Below are 19174 nucleotides of genomic sequence, written 5' to 3'. Positions count from 1 at the left end.
CCTTTTGGAAATTGCAGAAGCAATTATTTATTTTTTTCAGGTGACTTCATGAAGCGGAAGAAATCGCTGTCAGGGCTTAACACCATGACGTCGTTACCGCTCTTGAAGCTCGCCTCGTAAGCACGCAGGCTACGTATGAATGCGTAAAAGTCAGGATCCTGGCTGAATGCATCAGCAAACAGTTTCGCCGCTTCAGCATCGCCTTCACCACGGGTGATACGTGCAGTACGTTCTGCTTCAGCTACGGTACGGGTTCTTTCGTAATCGGCTGCAGCCTGAATCTTGGTCGCCTCTTCTTTACCTTGAGAAATGTGACGCAATGCCACCGCATTACGCTCAGCGCGCATACGATCGTAAATGGCGCTGGACACTTCTTCCGGCAAGTTGATTTGTTTCAGACGCACATCGACGACTTCGATACCCAGCGCTGCCATGCTGTTCGGGTTCACCGCAGGCTGTTTGCCTTTGGTTTCCTGCTCAACACGTTTGGCTGCAGAGGCAATCGCATCATCCGCTTCAGTAGTGGCTTCTGGCTCATCACCTACGCTACCGGTATTAAGCGCATCACGCACATCCATCGTCAGACGACCACGGGAATCGGTTACGATGTCTTTCACATCCAGACGACCAATTTCAGAACGCAGACGGTCACTGAATTTACGTTTGAGCAGAATCTCTGCCTGAGAGACGTCACCGCCGCCCGTTGCCAGATAGTAACGGCTAAAATCACTGATACGCCATTTCAGGTAAGAATCGACGATTAAGTCTTTCTTCTCGCTGGTCACGAAACGATCGGCCTGGTTGTCCATGGTCTGAATACGTGCGTCGAGCATTTTAATGGATTCCACGAAAGGAACTTTAAAATGCAGACCCGGCGCGTACACCAGAGGTTTGTTATCGTTATCGCGCAGAACTTTGCCGAAACGTAGCACGATACCGCGCTGACCTTCCTGAACGACAAACAGTGAGGCATAAAGCGCCACCAGCACCACAACGACGATAAGTAAAATCGACTTACGCATTGTTATTCTCTCCCTACGCGAAGTGTATCGTCACGTTGTGCATTCACACGACGCTGATCCATGACACTGCCAGACGAACGGGAACTGCTGCTATCGGCACTGCTTTTGCCATTATTGCCAGTTAAACCCGGAACGGAAGGCAACAAACCTGTTTCATCACATTTGGTATCGCTGGCCGCAGCGTTATTGCCACGCAGCATTTGATCCAGAGGTAACACCATTAGGTTGTTCCCTTTGTCACTCACCAGAACTTTACGGGTGTGACTGAGGACTTTTTCCATTGTCTCGATATACAGACGCTCGCGGGTAATTTCCGGCGCGGCTTTATATTCAGGCAACAGTTTGGAGAAGCGGGCGACTTCACCCTGCGCTTCCAGTACGGTACGATCTTTGTAAGCTTTAGCATCTTCAAGCAGGCGCTGCGCTTCACCATTGGCCAGAGGCTGGATTTGGTTAGCGTAAGCTTCTGCTTCACGAATCGACTGTTGTTCCCGTTCACGGGCAGCGATCGCGTTATCGAAGGAAGCTTTTACTTCTTCAGGCGGACGTGCCGTCTGGAAGTTGACGTCCTGAATGGTGATACCCATTTTGTATGGACGAATCGTTTCTTCCAGTACACGTTGGGTATCGCTACGCACAGTGGTACGGCCTTCAGTCAGGATTTTATCCATCGTGTATTTGCCGATAACGCCACGTAATGCGCTGTCAGTCGCCTGGCTCAGACTGTCGTCAGGGTTGGCGACGCTGAACAAATAGGCCTCAGGATCGGTCACGCGGTACTGTACGTTCATCTCAACACGCACCACGTTCTCATCAGAGGTCAACATCACACCCGATGCGGCCAGTTCACGTACCGATTCTACGTTCACTGCGCGTACCTGATCGATGAAGGTCGGTTTCCAGTTCAGGCCCGGCTCAACCAGATGGCTGAACTTACCAAAACGGGTGACCACGCCACGCTCGGCTTCTTTAATGGTATAGAAGCCCGTCGCAGCCCAGATAACGACCACCGCGGCAACCGCGATGCCAGCCATCCGGCTGCCACTCATTCCGTGACCGGAACCTGATGGCGTACCGTTGTTGTTATTGTTGTTGCCTGAACCTTTTCCACCGAAACCGCCCAGCTTTTTGCTGAGTTTACGGAAGATATCATCCAGGTCAGGTGGCCCCTGATTGCGGCCGCCTTTGTTGTCATTATTTCCACCAGAATTTCCACCAGAGTTGCCGCTATTATTATTGCTGCTGCCCCAGGGGTCGCGGTCCTGTCCGTTATTACCGGGCTGATTCCACGCCATGTTATAGCTCCATTATTCTATGATTGGTGTTCTTCAGGACAAATGAGACAGACTCTGGTTGCGGACATAGCTGGCCAGTTCCTGCTCTTGTTTGCAGAGGCGGTGCCAGTCAATAATGGGCATTCGCACCATCAGACCAATACTACCATCCTCTTCAATCCATTCTTTTTCTATCGCCTGAAGCTGGTAAAAACGGCTACGAAGGCGGCCTGCTTCCGGCGGCAAACACAATTCATGCTGCGCGATTTCGCCAGAGAGTCGCTCCGTTAATGCCTGAAAGAGCAACGGAATACCTTCACCGGTCACGGCTGAAAGCCAGACCCTGATCGGTAAATTCTCCTCGTTGCGATCGATACGCGGAACAAAATCATCCAGCATATCTATTTTGTTCATCACTAACAGCGCAGGTATTTCATCTGCTTCGATCTCTGCCAGCACCGTATTTACCGCGTCGATATTTTCTTCAACCCGGATATCCGCTGCATCAATAACATGTAATAACAGAGATGCCTGTTGGGTTTCCTGCAATGTTGCTTTAAAAGCGGCAACTAAATCATGGGGCAGGTGACGAATAAACCCTACGGTGTCCGCCAAAACCGTCTCCCCGACATCCGCAACCATAATGCGTCGCAGCGTAGGATCCAGCGTAGCAAACAACTGATTGGCCACGTAAACATCGGCCTGAGTGATACGGTTAAAAAGTGTGGATTTCCCGGCATTGGTATAACCGACCAAAGACACCGTTGGAATATCCGCACGGACGCGCGAACGACGACCTGTTTCACGCTGCTTAGCCACTTTTTCAAGACGGCTGAGGATCAGGGTAATTCTATCGCGCAGTAAACGACGGTCAGTTTCGAGCTGGGTTTCACCCGGCCCACGTGCACCGATACCGCCCCCCTGACGTTCAAGGTGTGTCCAGCCGCGAACCAGTCGGGTAGCGATGTGGCGTAATTGCGCCAATTCTACTTGTAGCTTACCTTCGTGTGTTCGTGCCCGCTGGGCAAAGATATCTAGTATTAATCCGGTGCGATCGACAACGCGACATTCGCATAATGCTTCCAGGTTTCGTTCCTGGGCAGGAGAAAGCGAGTGATCAAATAGGATGACAGAAGCGCCCGTTGCTTTGACTGCGTCTGCAATTTCCTGGGCTTTCCCTTCGCCGACAAAGTATTTAGGGTGCGGTGCCTTACGGCTCCCGGTGACGACTTGCAGCGCCTCTACACCTGCAGAAGAAACCAGCGATTCAAATTCGCTCAGGTCTTCCGTGTCTTTGTCTCTTGAGAAATAAATATGAACCAGAACGGCCTGTTCGCCGCCTTCATAACGGTCAAACAAGCTTGCGACCTCTCATCTGGATAAAATTCGACAGCCGGGGGTGCATAAGCAGAGTGGAAATACTTATGAACCCCTTCGTGGTTGACCAACGTTGCGCTTTATTCAGCGTCATCGTTTTCCTGCTGCGGCTGTTGCTGCGCAGACGGAGTACTGCCTTGATGATAGTTGTTGGTGCTGCCCGTACCTGGATTATTGCTATGATGAGATACCGGGCGGGACGGCACTACGGTGGAGATAGCGTGTTTATACACCATCTGGCTAACCGTATTTTTTAACAGAATGACAAACTGGTCAAAAGACTCAATTTGGCCTTGCAGCTTAATACCATTCACCAAGTAAATAGAAACCGGAACACGTTCGCGACGCAATGCGTTCAGGAACGGATCTTGCAAAGATTGCCCCTTAGCCATTCTATCTTTTCCTTATTAGTTTGTTGTTTGTCACTTTGAGCCTATCGGCTCGAAAATAAATCACATAAAAAATTCGCGCGTTGAGTACTCATCAATTGTACACAATCACCCAACCTATGCACTAACAACCTGAATTACACGGCTTAAGGCGTCGTCCGGCTTTTCTGAATCCAGCCATTCAACCTCCTCCCAACCTCGTAACCAGGTCATCTGGCGTTTGGCCAGCTGTCGTGTCGCGCAAACACCACGATAAACCATTTCATCGTAATCGAATTCACCAGATAAATATGACCACATCTGGCGGTAGCCGACACAGCGAATGGAAGGCAAATCCGTATGCAAATCGCCCCGGGCTAACAGCGTTCTGACTTCGTCTTCAAAACCATTGGACAACATCTGACTAAAACGTTCCTCAATCCGCTGATGTATGACTTCACGGCGGATTGGGGCAATCGCGAATTGATGGACGCGATAAGGCAGCGTTTCACCCGCAACTTTTGTCAGATCCGTTAAAGTTTTACCTGAAATATAAAAAACTTCCAGTGCTCTGGACAGTCTCTGCGGATCATTCGGATGAATTCGCATAGCGGCGACCGGATCAATCTCACGTAATTGATCGTGTAACGCGTTCCATCCCTGCTCTGCCGCCTGTTTTTCAATGCGCTCACGTACTTTGGCATCGGCCTGAGGCAAAGGCGACAATCCTTCCAGCAACGCCTTGAAATAAAGCATAGTCCCACCCACCAATAACGGGATCTTATTGCGTGAGGTTATTTCTGCCATTTCGCGCAAGGCGTCGGCCCTAAAATCGGCCGCCGAGTAGGCCTGAGTTGGGTCAAGGATATCAATCAGACGATGCGGGGCTTCCGCCAGCTCCTGCGCCGTGGGCTTGGCAGTGCCGATATCCATCCCGCGGTAGATGAGTGCGGAGTCCACACTGATCAGTTCAACGGGAAGATGCTTCATCAGCGACATCGCCAGCGCGGTTTTACCGGATGCGGTCGGCCCCATAATAAAGATCGCCGGGGGAGCGGAATGTTTTTCAGAATCAGTCATGCTTAAAAGCCGCCAGCGCGGGCTGTAAATCAAGAGGTTGCAGAAGTCCGGACGGTGGCGATTTCACCAACTGCGGGCATAGACGCTCAACATCCGTGAGTAATTGTATAGCCTGGGAAATTGTCCAGACCTCGTGCTCGCAGCTACAGTGGCGGGCAAACCACATGGCTACCGCATCAGAAGTCACCTCCTGCTGAACAGCAAGGTAATCTAACAGGTCAGGTATCAACTTTTGTAAATTTTGTTGGCGTAATGGTAAAGGTACTGCGCGGACCGTCACACGCTGTGATTCGCTGAGCATTTCTAAACCAAAATGCTGTAATAACTGCTGATTTTTCGCCAGCACTGCCGTCTCACCTTTATTGACTGTCAGCTTCAGCGGGATCAGTAACGGCTGTGGACGCAATCCTTCTTCCAACGGTGTCAGCTGCGCCCATTTAAGCCAGCGATCCGCGACCGGCAGCGAAAGCATCACCAGCTGTTTGCCTCGCTCAAGCAGCGCATATTCAGCGGCGCACACCGTCAGCACGCGTCCGAAACTCTGGCTGTGCGATTCCAGTGCGGGTTCATTGAGTGTACGGGCCGGGGATGCCACAGGCTTAGCGGCCTGTGCCACAGCAGGCGCAGGCTCCTGAAGAGAAAATGTTTCGGAAGAGGGCTGTAACAAACGCTGATAAGCATCACCTTCCGCGCGATTGTAAGCGGGTTCATTGCTATGCGTCGCGGGCTCACGCGGATGGCTGGCCCGTGACGTCGCCGGGAATACATTTTCACGCGATGCCGGTTTATCACGCTGAGAATGCGCTGATTTTTCTGCCGGTTGCGAAAAATGATTGCCGCCCGCTGCCGGACGATTTTCCGGTTGCCATCGCGGCGTATCTTCTTCCGCCTGCGGTTCTGCCAGAACCGGATTTCCCGCCTGCTGCAACACCGACATCACGGCCTGATAGATAAAATCGTGTACCAGCCGCGACTGATGAAACCGCACTTCGTGTTTCGCCGGGTGTACGTTGACATCCACCTGATGCGGATCGACATCCAGATACAGCACGTATGCCGGTTGCTGATCGTCTTTGAGCTGATCCTGATACGCCTGGCGGATCGCGTGATTAATCAGGCGATCTTTCATCATGCGGTTATTCACATAGCAATATTGCATGTCTGTCAGGCTGCGCGATCCGGCAGGATCGGCGACCCAGCCGCGGATCCCCAAATCACCGTGCGTCCACTCAACCTCCAGCGCGTGCTCGACAAAGGTCGGGCTGCAAATGCTTGCCAGACGGCGGGAGGACTGGGAGGGATCTTTCACCGCGCGGTACTGGCGTATCAGCTTGCCGTTGTGACTTAGATTGACGGAAACGTCGAAACGCGCCAGCGCAATGCGGCGTACAACTTCATCAATATGGGTAAATTCAGTTTTCTCAGTACGCATGAATTTGCGACGTGCTGGCGTGTTGTAAAACAGATCGAGCACTTCGACAGTAGAACCCTGCGGATGCGCGGCCGGTTTCACCGTCACCGCCATATCACGTCCTTCCGCGTAGGCCTGCCAGGCTTCGCTTTGATCTGCCGTGCGCGAAGTCAGCATCAGGCGGGACACCGAACTGATACTGGCCAGCGCTTCGCCGCGAAATCCGAGGCTCAGAATCGCTTCCAGATCGTCCAGACAGGTGATTTTGCTGGTGGCGTGACGCGCCAGCGCCAGCGCAAGATCGTCTTTACCTATGCCGCAGCCGTTATCACGTATACGGATAAGCTTGGCGCCCCCGCGATCAATATCAATATCAATCCGGGTTGCGCCGGCATCAAGACTGTTTTCTACCAGCTCTTTCACCACGGAAGCCGGCCTTTCGACAACTTCACCCGCGGCAATCTGGTTAGCCAGTTGCGGGGGCAGTACCTTGATCGGCATAGCGGCTCCTGTGAAAGACGGTCAGTCAGACCGCCTTTACGACTGTGGAATAGTCAGGGTTTGGCCGAGCTGCACCTCACCGGACTTCATGTGGTTGGCAGTTTTAATGTCCGTCATGCTGACGCCATATTTGCTGGCAATCGCTGACAGCGTATCGCCGCGCTGAACCTTATGCTTTGACGGTTTTTTTGCCACTTTCGCGACTTTTGCCGTTGAAGCCGACGCCCCCGTTGCAGCTGATGTGCGGGTGCCCGCTGGCACTTTCAATCTCTGCCCGACCCAAACGCCGTCTTTTTTCAGTTTATTGAGATCGCGCAACGCCGCGTTGGTCGTACCATAGCTGTTGGCAATCCCCGTCAGCGTTTCGCCACGCGTCACTTTATGGATTTGCGTGGCGCCTGCAGCACCGGCGGTCACTTCAATCGGGCCAGGTTGATTTACAGCAGTGTTGCCTGCCGGGCTATTGTCTCCCGCCGCTGCTGCTGATGAGGCCAGCAGCGGACGGTTTTCGACCTTTGGGCCGTTTTGTATCGGATGCGACTGGAAATAATTACGCAGGCCAATATGAATGGCTCGCGCAATTTTATCCTGGTACGCACTGCTGCCAAGCAGCCGCTCCTCGGTTCCGTTACTGATAAAGCCGGTTTCCACCAGCAGGGAAGGAATATCTGGTGAGCGCAATACGCCCAGACTGGCGTGCTCGGGTTTGGCTTTGTGCAATGAGCCTACGGTGCGCAGTTCGCGCAATACGCGGGTCGCCACGTCATATCCCACACGCTGTGAATGGCCGAATTGTAAGTCTAAAACCGCCTGACTCAGATAAGGGTCAGATGCGGTATTGGCCAGCACATCCCCTGCGCCGCCGAGCAATTCGGACTGTTTCTCGTGTTGCTCCAGCCAGTTACCCATTTCACTGTTCGCACGACGGTTCGACAATACCCATACCGAGGCGCCGCGTGCGCTGCGGCTTGGCGCGGCATCGGCGTGAATCGACACCAGCACATTGGCGTTTTTCTTACGTGCGACGTCGGAACGCCCCATCACCGAAATAAAGTAATCGCCATCGCGGGTGAGTACCGGCTGGAACATCGGATCCGCATTGAGGATCGTCTGCAATTTACGGGCAATCGCGATAGTGACGTTTTTCTCTTTGAGGCCACCCGCGCCGATAGCACCCGGATCCTGCCCGCCGTGTCCGGCATCAATGGCAACGATGATTTTGCTGTCGCTGGTTGTAATAGTGGAAGAACGCGAGTTGTCTGGCGCAACGGCCGTCGAGGCAACGGTGGTCTTGTCATTGGTAAACGGATTGGATTTCGTCGATGCAGCCGGCGTTCTGTTGACATTCGGCGATGGCGTATTCGTCACCGTTGAAACTGGCGCAGTATTGCGCGGTGCGGCGGCAGCATTCATGGTCAGCACCACGGTGTACTGGCTGCCATCTTTCTGTTTGGTCGCGTTGGTCCTGACCTTCTGATTAAGTTCAAATACCAGACGCTGGCTTTGCGCATTCGGCGGCGTACTCGCCCGCACGCGCGTCACAAGATTCTGCCCGTTGAAGGTCAGCGGCAGGCCTTTCATCACGCCGTCCTGACGAATGTCCATCACCACACGTTCAGGGTTATGCAGCGGGAAAAAAGAATAATCTGGCGAACCGTCGAAGGTAATAGTAACGGTCGATTGCGATGCACCGTTGGACACATTGATATTTTTCATGCCAGCCGCAAAGGCGGAAGCAGGTGCCAGCACGGCACAGAGCATCAGCGTCGATAAGAACATCGCCGCTGATGAAAAAAGAGAAGTGATACGTGAATTCATCGCGTAATCATCCTTGCTGTTGAACACGATGCAGCAAATTCATGCCAGATTCAGAAACCGCGACAAGCGTCGCCGTTCGTCCCTGAGGCTGATAATCCAGCGTCAGCTCGATGTCCGGTTCAGGCAAAACGCCCTCGCCTTTTTGTGGCCACTCGACCAGACAAATAGCGTCCTGTGCGAAATAATCGCGGATGCCCATAAATTCAAGCTCTTCCGGGTCAGCCAGACGGTATAAATCAAAATGATATACCGCAATGCTTTCCAGCTGATAAGGCTCTACCAGCGTGTACGTCGGGCTTTTCACATTGCCCTGGTGCCCTAATGCCTGAAGAAATCCCCGGCTAAAGGTTGTTTTACCGGCTCCCAGATCGCCATACAGATGGATAACCGTTGAGCCTTCGCAGGCTTTCGCCAGTGAAGCACCTAGTTGCAGCGTTGCCGCTTCGTCGGGTAATGAGAGAGTAAGTTGATTCATTCAGTGATATCTATTTCTTCAGGTCTGGATTAACTAACGGAGCAATCACCGCTAAAAGATCGGTCGCCAGCATACCGCGCGTTCCCTGCCGCCGGGCGATTTCGTCTGCGGCGGCGCCGTGAATTACTGTTCCCGCGCAGGCCGCATCATACATATTCAGTTTTTGAGCGAGCAAGCCGCCAATAATACCAGAAAGCACGTCACCCATGCCGCCTGATGCCATACCGGCATTTCCAACGTCCGCTACAGCCAGCTCGCCCAGGTCGCTGGCGATTAACGTGCCTGCGCCTTTGAGTACCACCACGCCGCCATACTGCTCAGCGAGTTTCCTGACAGAAAGTAAGCGGTCACTCTCAATGTCCTTCACGGTACAGCCGAGTAAACGGGCTGCCTCGCCGGGGTGCGGCGTCAGTACGCGATTTTGCCGTTTCTCAGGTGCGATTGCCAGCAGGTTCAGCGCATCCGCGTCCCATAAAGCCGGTTTATCACATTTCGCCACCCGTTCCAGCGCCTGTTTGCCCCAGGTTTTCTGGCCTAAGCCGGGGCCGATGACAATCACATCAGCCCATTCCAGTGCCTCGTGGAGAGATTCTGCCGTCAGTTCCTGCACCATCAACTCGGGTCTGGCGGTGAGTAACGGCCCGGCGTGTTCTTTGTGAGTGAGTACTCGCACTAATCCTGCACCGGTGCGCAATGCGGCTTCCGACGCCATACGGATAGCCCCTGCAAAGCCGATATCGCCGCCGATCACCACTAACCGCCCATGCTCGCCTTTGTTGGAACAAGGCCGACGCGGATGCAACCACTGGCCAATTTGCGTGGCATCCAGACGTTGCAACAACGGCGAATGGCCTCTGAGCCAGCTTTCCAGCCTCAACGCATCGTAATGCAGGCTGCCGACGTAATCGCGCGCCTGCCCGGTCAGTAAACCCGGTTTGAGTGCGATAAAGCTGATGGTGTGATTGGCGCGAACTGCCCTGCCGGCAGCCTGCCCGGTTTGGGCGTTCAGGCCGGAGGGAATATCCAGAGAAATGACCGGCGCGGAAGCAGCGTTAATGGCGTCGATCAGAGTATTGTACGGCGCGCGCGGGGCGGACGATAACCCGGTACCCAGCAGTCCGTCGATAATCACGTCAGCATCTTCCGGCCATTGCGCATCAGAAGGGCCGACCATACCGCCGCACGCCAGCCAGCCCTGACGCGCCTGTTGCGCTTCTTCAGGAAGAGCTTTGTCGTTTACGACAGCCAGCAGAGTCACGCGAAGACCGGCGTTTTTTGCCAGTCGCGCCAGTTCATAGCCATCCCCGCCATTGTTACCGTGGCCGCACAAAATTAACCAGTGGCGGGCATCAGGATAGGTGCGCTGCGTCAGTGAAAAAGCCGCCGCAGCCGCGCGCTGCATCAGCGTGAACAGAGAAATCCCCGTTTCCTGCGCGGCCTGACCTTCAACCTTACGCAGCCATTCAGCAGAAAATACGGAATGTGGTAAACTCGCCTCGTTTCGTTTTTCACGTTGGTTCGTCATGACACTCCCTCTCGATCTCGTTCAACTGGCTCAACATATCAAGCAATGGGGCCAATCGCTAGGCTTCCAGCAGGTTGGCATCTGCGATACAGACTTATCTGCAGAAGAACCTAAACTGCAGGACTGGCTTGATAAACAATATCATGGCGAGATGGAATGGATGGCGCGCCACGGCATGTTGCGTGCGCGTCCTCATGAGTTGCTGCCCGGTACGCTGCGGGTGATCAGCGTGCGAATGAACTATTTGCCCGCCAAAGCCGCCTTTGCCAAAACACTGAACAACCCGCAACTCGGGTACGTCAGCCGTTATGCGCTGGGGCGCGACTATCACAAAGTGCTTCGCCAGCGGCTAAAAAAGCTCGGCGACATGATTCAGGCTTACTGCACCGAACAACAATCTGACCATGCGGTGACGTTCCGTCCGTTTGTCGATTCCGCCCCTATTATGGAACGTCCTCTGGCGGCCAAAGCCGGACTCGGCTGGGTTGGTAAGCATTCACTTATTCTTAACCGTGAATCTGGCTCCTGGTTCTTTCTTGGCGAACTGCTGATTGATTTACCGTTGCCGGTCGATGCGCCACAGGAAGAAAAGTGTGGGAAGTGCGTCGCCTGTATTACCACCTGCCCGACCGGGGCGATTGTCGCCCCCTACACTGTCGATGCCCGCCGCTGCATTTCCTATCTGACCATTGAGCTGGAGGGTCCGATCCCGGAAGAATTCCGCCCGATGATGGGGAACCGGATTTACGGCTGCGACGACTGTCAGCTGATTTGCCCGTGGAACCGTTATTCACAACTGACGGACGAAGAGGATTTCAGCCCACGCGCCGCGCTGCATGCCCCGGAGCTGATTGCTTTGTTTGGCTGGACTGAAGAGAAGTTTCTGCGCATTACCGAAGGTTCCCCTATCCGCCGCATCGGCCATTTACGCTGGCTGCGCAATATTTCGGTAGCATTGGGCAATGCGCCCTACTCGGAAGAGGTGCTGACGGCGTTGCAATCACGGACAGGTGAAAATGCGCTACTGGATGAACATATCGAATGGGCAATCCGGCAACAGGTAGAAAGAAGAAGTGAACATCGTGTTGAAGTGCAAACTTCGCAGCAGAAACGGCTGATCCGCGCAGTGGAAAAAGGCTTACCACGAGATGCATAACCATTCCCATAGCAATTAATTCGCAATGCCAGATTTTCTGTGCATAAAAATAAAAATGCTTTGCCAATCAAGTGCAAAAAAAGAAGCAAGTGATCACCATAACGTTTCGATATAAATATATTGTGTTTTAAAACAAGTAATTATGAATTGGCAATACGGGGAGTGTAAAAAACAGACAGTTTAAAAAAACAACTAAACCTGTGGATAAGTCTGTTTAAAACATTACTACAAATCGTGTAAGTATCGGATCAATCATGCACGAATTACGCATGAGTTTGGCGATAAGAAATGGTTTTGTATTGAAGAAGAAAATTGGAGCGGGAAACGAGACTCGAACTCGCGACCCCGACCTTGGCAAGGTCGTGCTCTACCAACTGAGCTATTCCCGCTTAGAGATGCTTGGTGCATCTGCTGTAAACTTACAGCATTTGAAATTTTTGGAGCGGGAAACGAGACTCGAACTCGCGACCCCGACCTTGGCAAGGTCGTGCTCTACCAACTGAGCTATTCCCGCGTCGCATGGCACTGCTTTTGTTTTACGTATCAAATAATACAGATAACACGTTGAATCTAAAACATTTAAAATTTGGAGCGGGAAACGAGACTCGAACTCGCGACCCCGACCTTGGCAAGGTCGTGCTCTACCAACTGAGCTATTCCCGCTCTGCGCACTCAACGAAATTCTTCATCGGTACGGGGTGCGCATTATACGAGAAATCCTTTTAGCCGCAACCCCCTGAAAGCAAAAAAATGATATTTTCGTTCAAGTGCCGATTAAACCATCAAAGCGATGATTTAAGCGGCGAAACACGGTGATTTTGTATCCTGAACGCTTCATAAGGATTTTTAAAATAAATATCCAAAATCGTTCGGGTTGCAGGAAGGCGGCAAACTCACGAATCCCGATGAGTTGAGGTCGGGGTGAGAGAGTGCAGCCAACGCATCTGCGGCTTGAAGATATTACAACTGGATGAAATGCTCGCGGTAATACGCCAGTTCAGCCACGGATTCACGGATATCGTCCAGCGCCTGATGGGTATTCTGTTTCTTAAAGCCGCTGAGTACTTCTGGTTTCCAGCGACGCGCCAGCTCTTTCAGGGTACTGACGTCCAGATAACGATAGTGGAAATAGGTTTCCAGCTCCGGCATGTACTTAAACAGGAAGCGGCGATCCTGCCCGACGCTGTTACCACAGATTGGCGATTTGCCTTCAGGCACCCACTCACGCAGGAACTCGATGGTTTTTTGCTGCGCCGCATTATCGTCGAACGGGCTGGCTTTTACGCGCTCAACCAGCCCGCTGCCGGTATGGGTCCGCACATTCCAGTCATCCATCAGCGCCAGCTGTGCGTCAGACTGATGTACCGCCATGACCGGGCCTTCGGCCAGAATATTCAGGTGCGCGTCGGTTACCAGCGTGGCGATCTCAATGATGCGGTCACGTTCAGGATCCAGCCCCGTCATTTCCAGGTCGATCCAAATTAAATTCGAGTCATTTGCAGCCATGATGTGTCCTATTACAAAGAAAGAGATATAGCTGGTATCATAGACGTTTTGGTCGCACCGAGCGATTAAAGCCAGTCAAGTGAGGCGCAGTGACTAAGTCAAAACTGTCTAAAGGGCAACAACGTCGCGTTCAGACCAACCACCAGCGTCGTCTGACACAGACCGACAAACGGAAAGAGCTGGACGATTCTCTGCATGGCGAACCGCAGGACGGCATCGTCATCAGCCGTTTCGGAATGCATGCGGACGTTGAAGCGGCCGACGGCAGCCAGCACCGTTGCAATATCCGCCGTACCATCCGTTCTCTGGTCACCGGTGACCGCGTTGTATGGCGCGCCGGCGAGAACGCCAGCGTAAAAGGTATCGTAGAAGCGGTACACGAACGCACCTCCGTCCTGACGCGCCCTGATTTCTATGACGGCGTGAAACCTATCGCCGCCAACATTGACCAGATCGTCATTGTCTCCGCAATCTTGCCAGAGCTGTCGCTGAACATTATCGACCGCTATCTGGTGGCCTGCGAAACCGTTGAAGTTGAGCCACTGATTGTGCTCAACAAGATTGACCTGCTCGACGACGAAGGCCGCAAATTCGTCGACGGTATGATGTCTATCTACCGCCGCATCAATTATCGCGTGCTGGAAGTCTCCAGCCAGACCGGCGAAGGCATGCCCGCGTTTGAAACTGCATTGACGGATCGCATCAGTATTTTCGCCGGACAGTCAGGCGTGGGCAAATCCAGCCTGTTGAACGCATTGTTGCCGCCCGAAGAAAAACAGATCGTGGTCAATGAAGTCTCTGACAACTCGGGTTTGGGCCAGCACACCACCACGGCAGCGCGTCTTTACCACTTCCAGCGCGGCGGCGATGTCATCGACTCACCTGGCGTCCGTGAATTTGGTCTGTGGCATCTCGCACCCGAACAAATTACTCAAGGCTTTGTCGAATTCCGTCCTTTCCTCGGGTACTGCAAATTCCGCGACTGCAAACATGGCAGCGATCCGGGTTGTGCTATCCGTGATGCGGTAGACCGTGGCGACATCGCCGAAGAGCGTTTCGACAACTACCATCGTATTCTCGAAAGTATGGAAGACGTAAAAACGCGTAAAAACTTCGACGCACTTTGATGTTAACTCATTGAGCTAACAGGTTAATGATAAACGGGGAAAGTTAACGGGCGTTGAACCGTTGATTTCTCACCGTTACAATCAGCGCCAGTTAAAAACGCTCCTCCGCCATAACACGATGTGTGACCGTCCAGATGATTGACGGTCTCCTGCAGAAATGGCCGGTCATGCCGGTCATTCATACCATCCAAGAGGTTTTCCCCGTGCTGGACAGTATCAAAATCAAACTTCAATACTTACTTCCTAAACAAGGTCTGACCCGTCTGGCAGGCTGGGGCGCGGATAAACGTGCCGCCACGCTGACGCATTGGGTGATCAAAGCCTTTGCACGCTTTTACAGCGTGGATATGAAAGAAGCACAAAACCCGGATATCAAGTCTTACGCCACATTCAATGAATTCTTCGTTCGCCCGCTGCGCGATGGCGCACGTCCTGTCGTCAGCGGTCTGGACATGCTTTGCCTGCCCGCCGATGGCGCAGTCAGCCAGTTAGGGGCTATTACCGACGGCAAACTGTTCCAGGCAAAAGGTCATTTCTACAGCCTCGAAGCGCTGCTGGCAGGGAACTATCAGCTGGCGGAGCAGTTCAAAGACGGCCAGTTCGCCACTATTTATCTGGCACCACGCGACTATCACCGCGTGCATATGCCGTGCGACGGCGTACTGCGTGAAATGATTTATGTGCCGGGCGATTTGTTCTCGGTAAACCCGCTGACCGCTGCCAACGTGCCGAACCTGTTCGCCCGTAATGAACGCGTCATCAGCGTGTTTGATACTGAATTTGGCCCGATGGTGCAGATTCTGGTCGGCGCGACGATTGTCGGCAGCATCGAAACCGTGTGGGCTGGCTGCGTTACGCCACCGCGTGAAGGCATCATTAAACGCTGGACCTATCCTGCAGCCGGTGAAGAAGGCGCTATCGCGCTGGAAAAAGGCCAGGAGATGGGTCGTTTCAAGCTCGGTTCGACGGTGATTAATCTGTTTGCTGCAGGTCAGGTTCGCTTTATGCCGCAGTTGAGCAACGGCATGGTCACCCGTATGGGCGAACCTTTTGCCGAAGCCCTGCGTGCGCCGCAAGTTGTACCGCAAGCACCTGAAGACGTCTGATTTCGTCTGAACTGACAGTCAAAAAGAATTGAAAAAAGGAAGTGACGAGTGCGCCTGATCCCCGCCTTGCTGATGAGTTTACTGCTGTCTTTGCCGCTCATGGCAGGCGCAGCTCCGACTGAAGATCAGCTTAAACAGGAGCTGAAACAGGCGGAAGCCAATAAAGAAATGGCCAATCAGGCACAGGTGGTTGAGGCGCTGCAAAGTGCCCTCAACTGGCTGAACGAGGCCAAAGTCTCTGCCGGGCGCACGGCGGAATATCAAAAGGTCATTGATGACTTCCCGAAACTGACGCAGTCCCTGCGTCAGGAACTGCAAAATCAGCCGGAAAAGCCGCCTGCTGTCAGTACCGATTTATCCAGCGCCGAACTCGATCAGCAGATTTTGCAAATCAGCAGTCAACAGCTGGAGGAAACCCGCCAGCTGCGTCAGGAACAGGACCGTTCTCGCGATATCAGTGATTCCCTCAGTCAGATCCCGCAGCAGCAATCCGAAGCCCGCAATGCGCTTGGCGATATCGATCAGCGCATTCAGGCGGCCACGGCAGCAGCTTCGTCTTCTATTCTGGCGCAGGCGCAGCTCAGCGCCCTGCAGGCCGAATCCGCCGCGCGTAAAGCGAAGGTGGATGAGCTTGAACTGGCTCAGCTCTCGTCGAATAACCGGCAGGAACTGTCGCGCATGCGCGCCGATCTTTACAAGAAACGCGCGGATTATCTGGATCAGCAACTACAGGCCTTGCGCAATACGCTGAACAATCAGCGCCAGCGCGAAGCCGAACAGGCGCTGGAAAAAACCGAGTTACTGGCAGAACAGAGTGGCGAACTGCCCCACTCCATCAGCCAGCAATTGCAGTCCAACCGCGAACTTTCACTGGCGCTGAATCAGCAGGCGCAGCGGATGGATCTGATCTCCTCTCAGCAACGTCAGGCAGCCGCGCAAACGCAGCAGGTCCGTCAGGCAATCAATACCATTCGTGAACAGGCACAGTGGCTCGGGGCGTCCAATCTGCTGGGCGAAACGCTGCGGGCGCAGGTTTCACGCCTGCCGGATATGCCGAAACCGCAACAACTCGACCGCGATATGGGGCAGCTGCGTGTTCAGCGTTTGCATTATGAGGATTTACTCGATAAGCAGGCGGTTTATCGTCAGGGGCGTCAGGACGATGGCAAACCGCTGACCGCCGCGCAGCAAAAAATTCTCGACGCACAGTTGCGCACACAGCGTGATTTGCTCAATTCGCTGCTCTCCGGCTGTGACACGCAAATTCTTGAACTCACCAAACTGAAAGTGGCCAACAGCCAGCTGGTGGAAGCGCTGAATGACGTTCATGAAGCCGCGCACCGTTATCTGTTCTGGGTCGCCGACGTCAGCCCGGTAAGCCTTTCTTATCCGATGATGCTGGCCCATGACCTGAAACGCCTGGTATCTCTTGATTCCCTGAGCCAGCTGGGCGGCGCGGGAATGATGATGATCACCAGTAAAGAAACGCTGCTGCCGCTGTTTGGCGCACTGATTCTGGTGATTATCAGCATCAGTTCCCGCAAGCACTATTACGCTTTTCTGGCGCGCTCCAGCAGCAAAGTCGGCAAAGTCACGCAGGATCATTTCTCCCTGACGATGCGCACCGTGTTCTGGTCGATTCTGGTGGCGATGCCGCTGCCGGTACTGTGGGCCGCACTGGGCTTCGGCCTGCAAAGCGCGTGGCCGTATCCGATTGCCGTGGCGATTGGCGACGGTGTGACTGCAACGTTGCCTATTCTGTGGGCGTTTATGGTCAGCGCCGCGCTGGCGCATCCGCAAGGGTTGTTTGTCACTCACTTCGGCTGGCCGCAGCGCGCCGTGTCCCGCGCGTTGCGCTATTACGCGCTCTCCATCTGGGTGATTGTGCCGCTGATTATGGCGCTGATTACCTTCGATAACCTGAACGACCGTGAATTCTCCAATACCCTCGGCCGCCTGTGCTTTGTGATTTTGTGTCTGGTGGTGGCGCTGGTCACCCACAGCCTGAAACGTGCGGGCATTCCGCTGTACCTCGATAAGAAAGGTAACAGCGAGAACATGCTCAATAACGCGCTGTGGTGGATGCTGCTCGGCGCACCGATTGTCGCGGCGCTGGCTTCGCTGATGGGCTTCCTTGCCACGTCGCAGGCCCTGCTTGCACGTCTGGAGACGTCGGTTGCCATCTGGTTTGTGCTGCTGGTGATTTACCACATTATCCGCCGCTGGATGCTTATCCAGCGACGCCGTATCGCGTTCGAGCGCGCCAAACAGCGTCGTGCTGAAATGCTCAACCAGCGCGCACGCGGCGAAGACGAAGGACATCATGCCAATACCAGCAACGAAGGCACGGTAGAAATCGAAGAACCGGTGGTCGATCTGGATGCGATCTCCGCGCAATCACTGCGGCTGGTGCGATCGCTGCTGACGCTGATCGCGCTGATTTCGGTGATCTTCCTGTGGTCTGAGATCCATTCGGCATTCTCATTCCTGGAGAATATTCATCTCTGGCAGGTGGCCTCCACCGTTCAGGGCGTCGAAAGTATGCAGCCGATCACGCTGGGATCGGTGCTGATCGCCATTCTGGTACTGATAATCACCACCCAGCTGGTGCGCAATTTACCGGCCCTGCTGGAGCTGGCGCTGCTGCAACATCTGGATCTGACGCCGGGCACCGGTTACGCGGTGCTGACCATCACCAAATACGTGCTGTTGCTGATTGGCGGCCTGGTGGGCTTCTCACTAATTGGGATCGAATGGGCGAAGCTGCAATGGCTGGTCGCCGCGCTGGGTGTCGGGCTCGGATTTGGTTTGCAGGAGATCTTCGCCAACTTTATTTCCGGCCTGATCATTTTGTTTGAGAAACCGATCCGCATCGGCGATACCGTGACGATCCGCAATCTGACCGGCAGCATCACCAAGATCAACACCCGTGCGACCACGATCGCCGACTGGGATCGCAAAGAGATCATTGTGCCGAATAAGGCCTTTATCACCGAGCAGTTCATCAACTGGTCCCTGTCCGATTCCGTGACCCGTGTGGTGCTGACGGTGCCTGCACCGTCGGAAGCCAACAGCGAAGAAGTGACCGAAATACTGCTCAACGCCGCTCACCGCTGTTCGCTGGTGCTAGACACGCCAGCGCCGGAAGCTTATCTGGTGGATTTGCAGCAGGGTATTCAGATTTTCGAACTGCGTATGCACGCCGCTGAAATGGCGCACCGTATGCCACTGCGCCACGAAATCCATCAGCTGATTCTGGCCGGATTCCGCGAGCACGGCATCACCCTGCCGTTCCCGCCGTTCCAGGTGCGGATGGAAACGTTGCATCGTGCCCAGAATGGCAATAACGCGACCTTTACCAGCAGCAGTGGCGGTGGTCGCAGCGGTAACAGCTCACGTTCGCCGGGCGATTTATAAGAGGGATCCAG

14 protein-coding genes and 3 tRNA genes are annotated in these 19174 nt (G+C 53.8%); 4 read left to right on the top strand and 13 right to left on the bottom strand.

Translation table 11 applies throughout. The features are described from left to right. Positions 1-23: 23 nt before the first annotated feature. The 9 genes from hflC to nnr form a co-directional block, all read right to left on the bottom strand. Entirely contained in the window at positions 24-1022 is a 999-nt protein-coding gene (gene hflC / locus AC0Z7K_RS12020; protein WP_056782481.1) for a protease modulator HflC, read from the bottom strand. Positions 1023-1024: 2 nt separating this feature from the next. Beyond that, positions 1025-2317 carry an FtsH protease activity modulator HflK gene (gene hflK, locus AC0Z7K_RS12015; RefSeq protein WP_485614602.1) on the bottom strand — a complete coding sequence of 431 codons (1293 nt, stop codon included), beginning with the start codon at positions 2315-2317 and terminating at the stop codon, positions 1025-1027. 33 nt (positions 2318-2350) lie between these two features. Next, positions 2351-3655 (bottom strand): ribosome rescue GTPase HflX, encoded by a 1305-nt coding sequence (gene hflX / locus AC0Z7K_RS12010; RefSeq protein WP_413530248.1) that lies wholly within the window; start codon positions 3653-3655, stop codon positions 2351-2353. Between the two features lie 98 nt (positions 3656-3753). After that, positions 3754-4065, bottom strand: coding sequence for an RNA chaperone Hfq (gene hfq / locus AC0Z7K_RS12005; protein ID WP_056782484.1), 312 nt, complete (start codon positions 4063-4065; stop codon positions 3754-3756). 114 nt (positions 4066-4179) lie between these two features. Next, entirely contained in the window at positions 4180-5121 is a 942-nt protein-coding gene (gene miaA / locus AC0Z7K_RS12000; protein ID WP_485614600.1) for a tRNA (adenosine(37)-N6)-dimethylallyltransferase MiaA, read from the bottom strand. Then, positions 5114-7033: a DNA mismatch repair endonuclease MutL gene (gene mutL, locus AC0Z7K_RS11995; RefSeq protein ID WP_485614599.1), complete on the bottom strand. Its 1920-nt coding sequence runs from the start codon at positions 7031-7033 to the stop codon at positions 5114-5116. Before mutL ends, miaA begins: the two co-directional genes overlap by 8 nt. A gap of 36 nt (positions 7034-7069) precedes the next feature. Continuing rightward, on the bottom strand, positions 7070-8851 hold the full coding sequence (gene amiB, locus AC0Z7K_RS11990; protein ID WP_485614597.1) for an N-acetylmuramoyl-L-alanine amidase AmiB: 1782 nt from the start codon (positions 8849-8851) through the stop codon (positions 7070-7072). A gap of 7 nt (positions 8852-8858) precedes the next feature. Beyond that, a complete protein-coding gene (gene tsaE / locus AC0Z7K_RS11985) occupies positions 8859-9326 on the bottom strand; it encodes a tRNA (adenosine(37)-N6)-threonylcarbamoyltransferase complex ATPase subunit type 1 TsaE (RefSeq protein ID WP_485614595.1) in 468 nt (155 codons plus the stop codon). A gap of 10 nt (positions 9327-9336) precedes the next feature. After that, a complete protein-coding gene (nnr, locus tag AC0Z7K_RS11980; RefSeq protein ID WP_485614593.1) occupies positions 9337-10851 on the bottom strand; it encodes a bifunctional ADP-dependent NAD(P)H-hydrate dehydratase/NAD(P)H-hydrate epimerase in 1515 nt (504 codons plus the stop codon). Here nnr and queG point away from each other — a divergent pair. After that, positions 10850-12007: a tRNA epoxyqueuosine(34) reductase QueG gene (queG, locus tag AC0Z7K_RS11975; protein ID WP_413530242.1), complete on the top strand. Its 1158-nt coding sequence runs from the start codon at positions 10850-10852 to the stop codon at positions 12005-12007. The two genes, nnr and queG, sit on opposite strands and share 2 nt — an antisense overlap. Positions 12008-12320: 313 nt before the next feature. Here queG and AC0Z7K_RS11970 read toward each other — a convergent pair. The 4 genes from AC0Z7K_RS11970 to orn form a co-directional block, all read right to left on the bottom strand. Further along, positions 12321-12396: transfer RNA gene (locus AC0Z7K_RS11970), tRNA-Gly, on the bottom strand. A gap of 49 nt (positions 12397-12445) precedes the next feature. After that, a tRNA-Gly gene (locus AC0Z7K_RS11965) sits at positions 12446-12521 on the bottom strand. A gap of 73 nt (positions 12522-12594) precedes the next feature. Continuing rightward, positions 12595-12670 (bottom strand) — tRNA-Gly (locus AC0Z7K_RS11960). 297 nt (positions 12671-12967) lie between these two features. Continuing rightward, a complete protein-coding gene (gene orn / locus AC0Z7K_RS11955) occupies positions 12968-13513 on the bottom strand; it encodes an oligoribonuclease (protein WP_485614591.1) in 546 nt (181 codons plus the stop codon). A gap of 89 nt (positions 13514-13602) precedes the next feature. Here orn and rsgA point away from each other — a divergent pair, with 89 nt between their 5' ends. The 3 genes from rsgA (at position 13603) to mscM (ending at position 19163) form a co-directional block, all read left to right on the top strand. After that, the gene (gene rsgA / locus AC0Z7K_RS11950; RefSeq protein WP_413530240.1) at positions 13603-14640 is read left to right on the top strand and encodes a small ribosomal subunit biogenesis GTPase RsgA; all 1038 of its coding nucleotides are present in this window, start codon (positions 13603-13605) and stop codon (positions 14638-14640) included. A gap of 203 nt (positions 14641-14843) precedes the next feature. Beyond that, entirely contained in the window at positions 14844-15746 is a 903-nt protein-coding gene (gene asd, locus AC0Z7K_RS11945; RefSeq protein ID WP_413530239.1) for an archaetidylserine decarboxylase, read from the top strand. A gap of 48 nt (positions 15747-15794) precedes the next feature. Continuing rightward, positions 15795-19163, top strand: coding sequence for a miniconductance mechanosensitive channel MscM (gene mscM / locus AC0Z7K_RS11940; protein ID WP_413530238.1), 3369 nt, complete (start codon positions 15795-15797; stop codon positions 19161-19163). Positions 19164-19174 lie beyond the last annotated feature (11 nt).

Source organism: Rahnella sp. 1L-D-7-B-C2, assembly GCF_057290995.1.
This window is presented reverse-complemented; position numbering and strand designations above follow the sequence as displayed.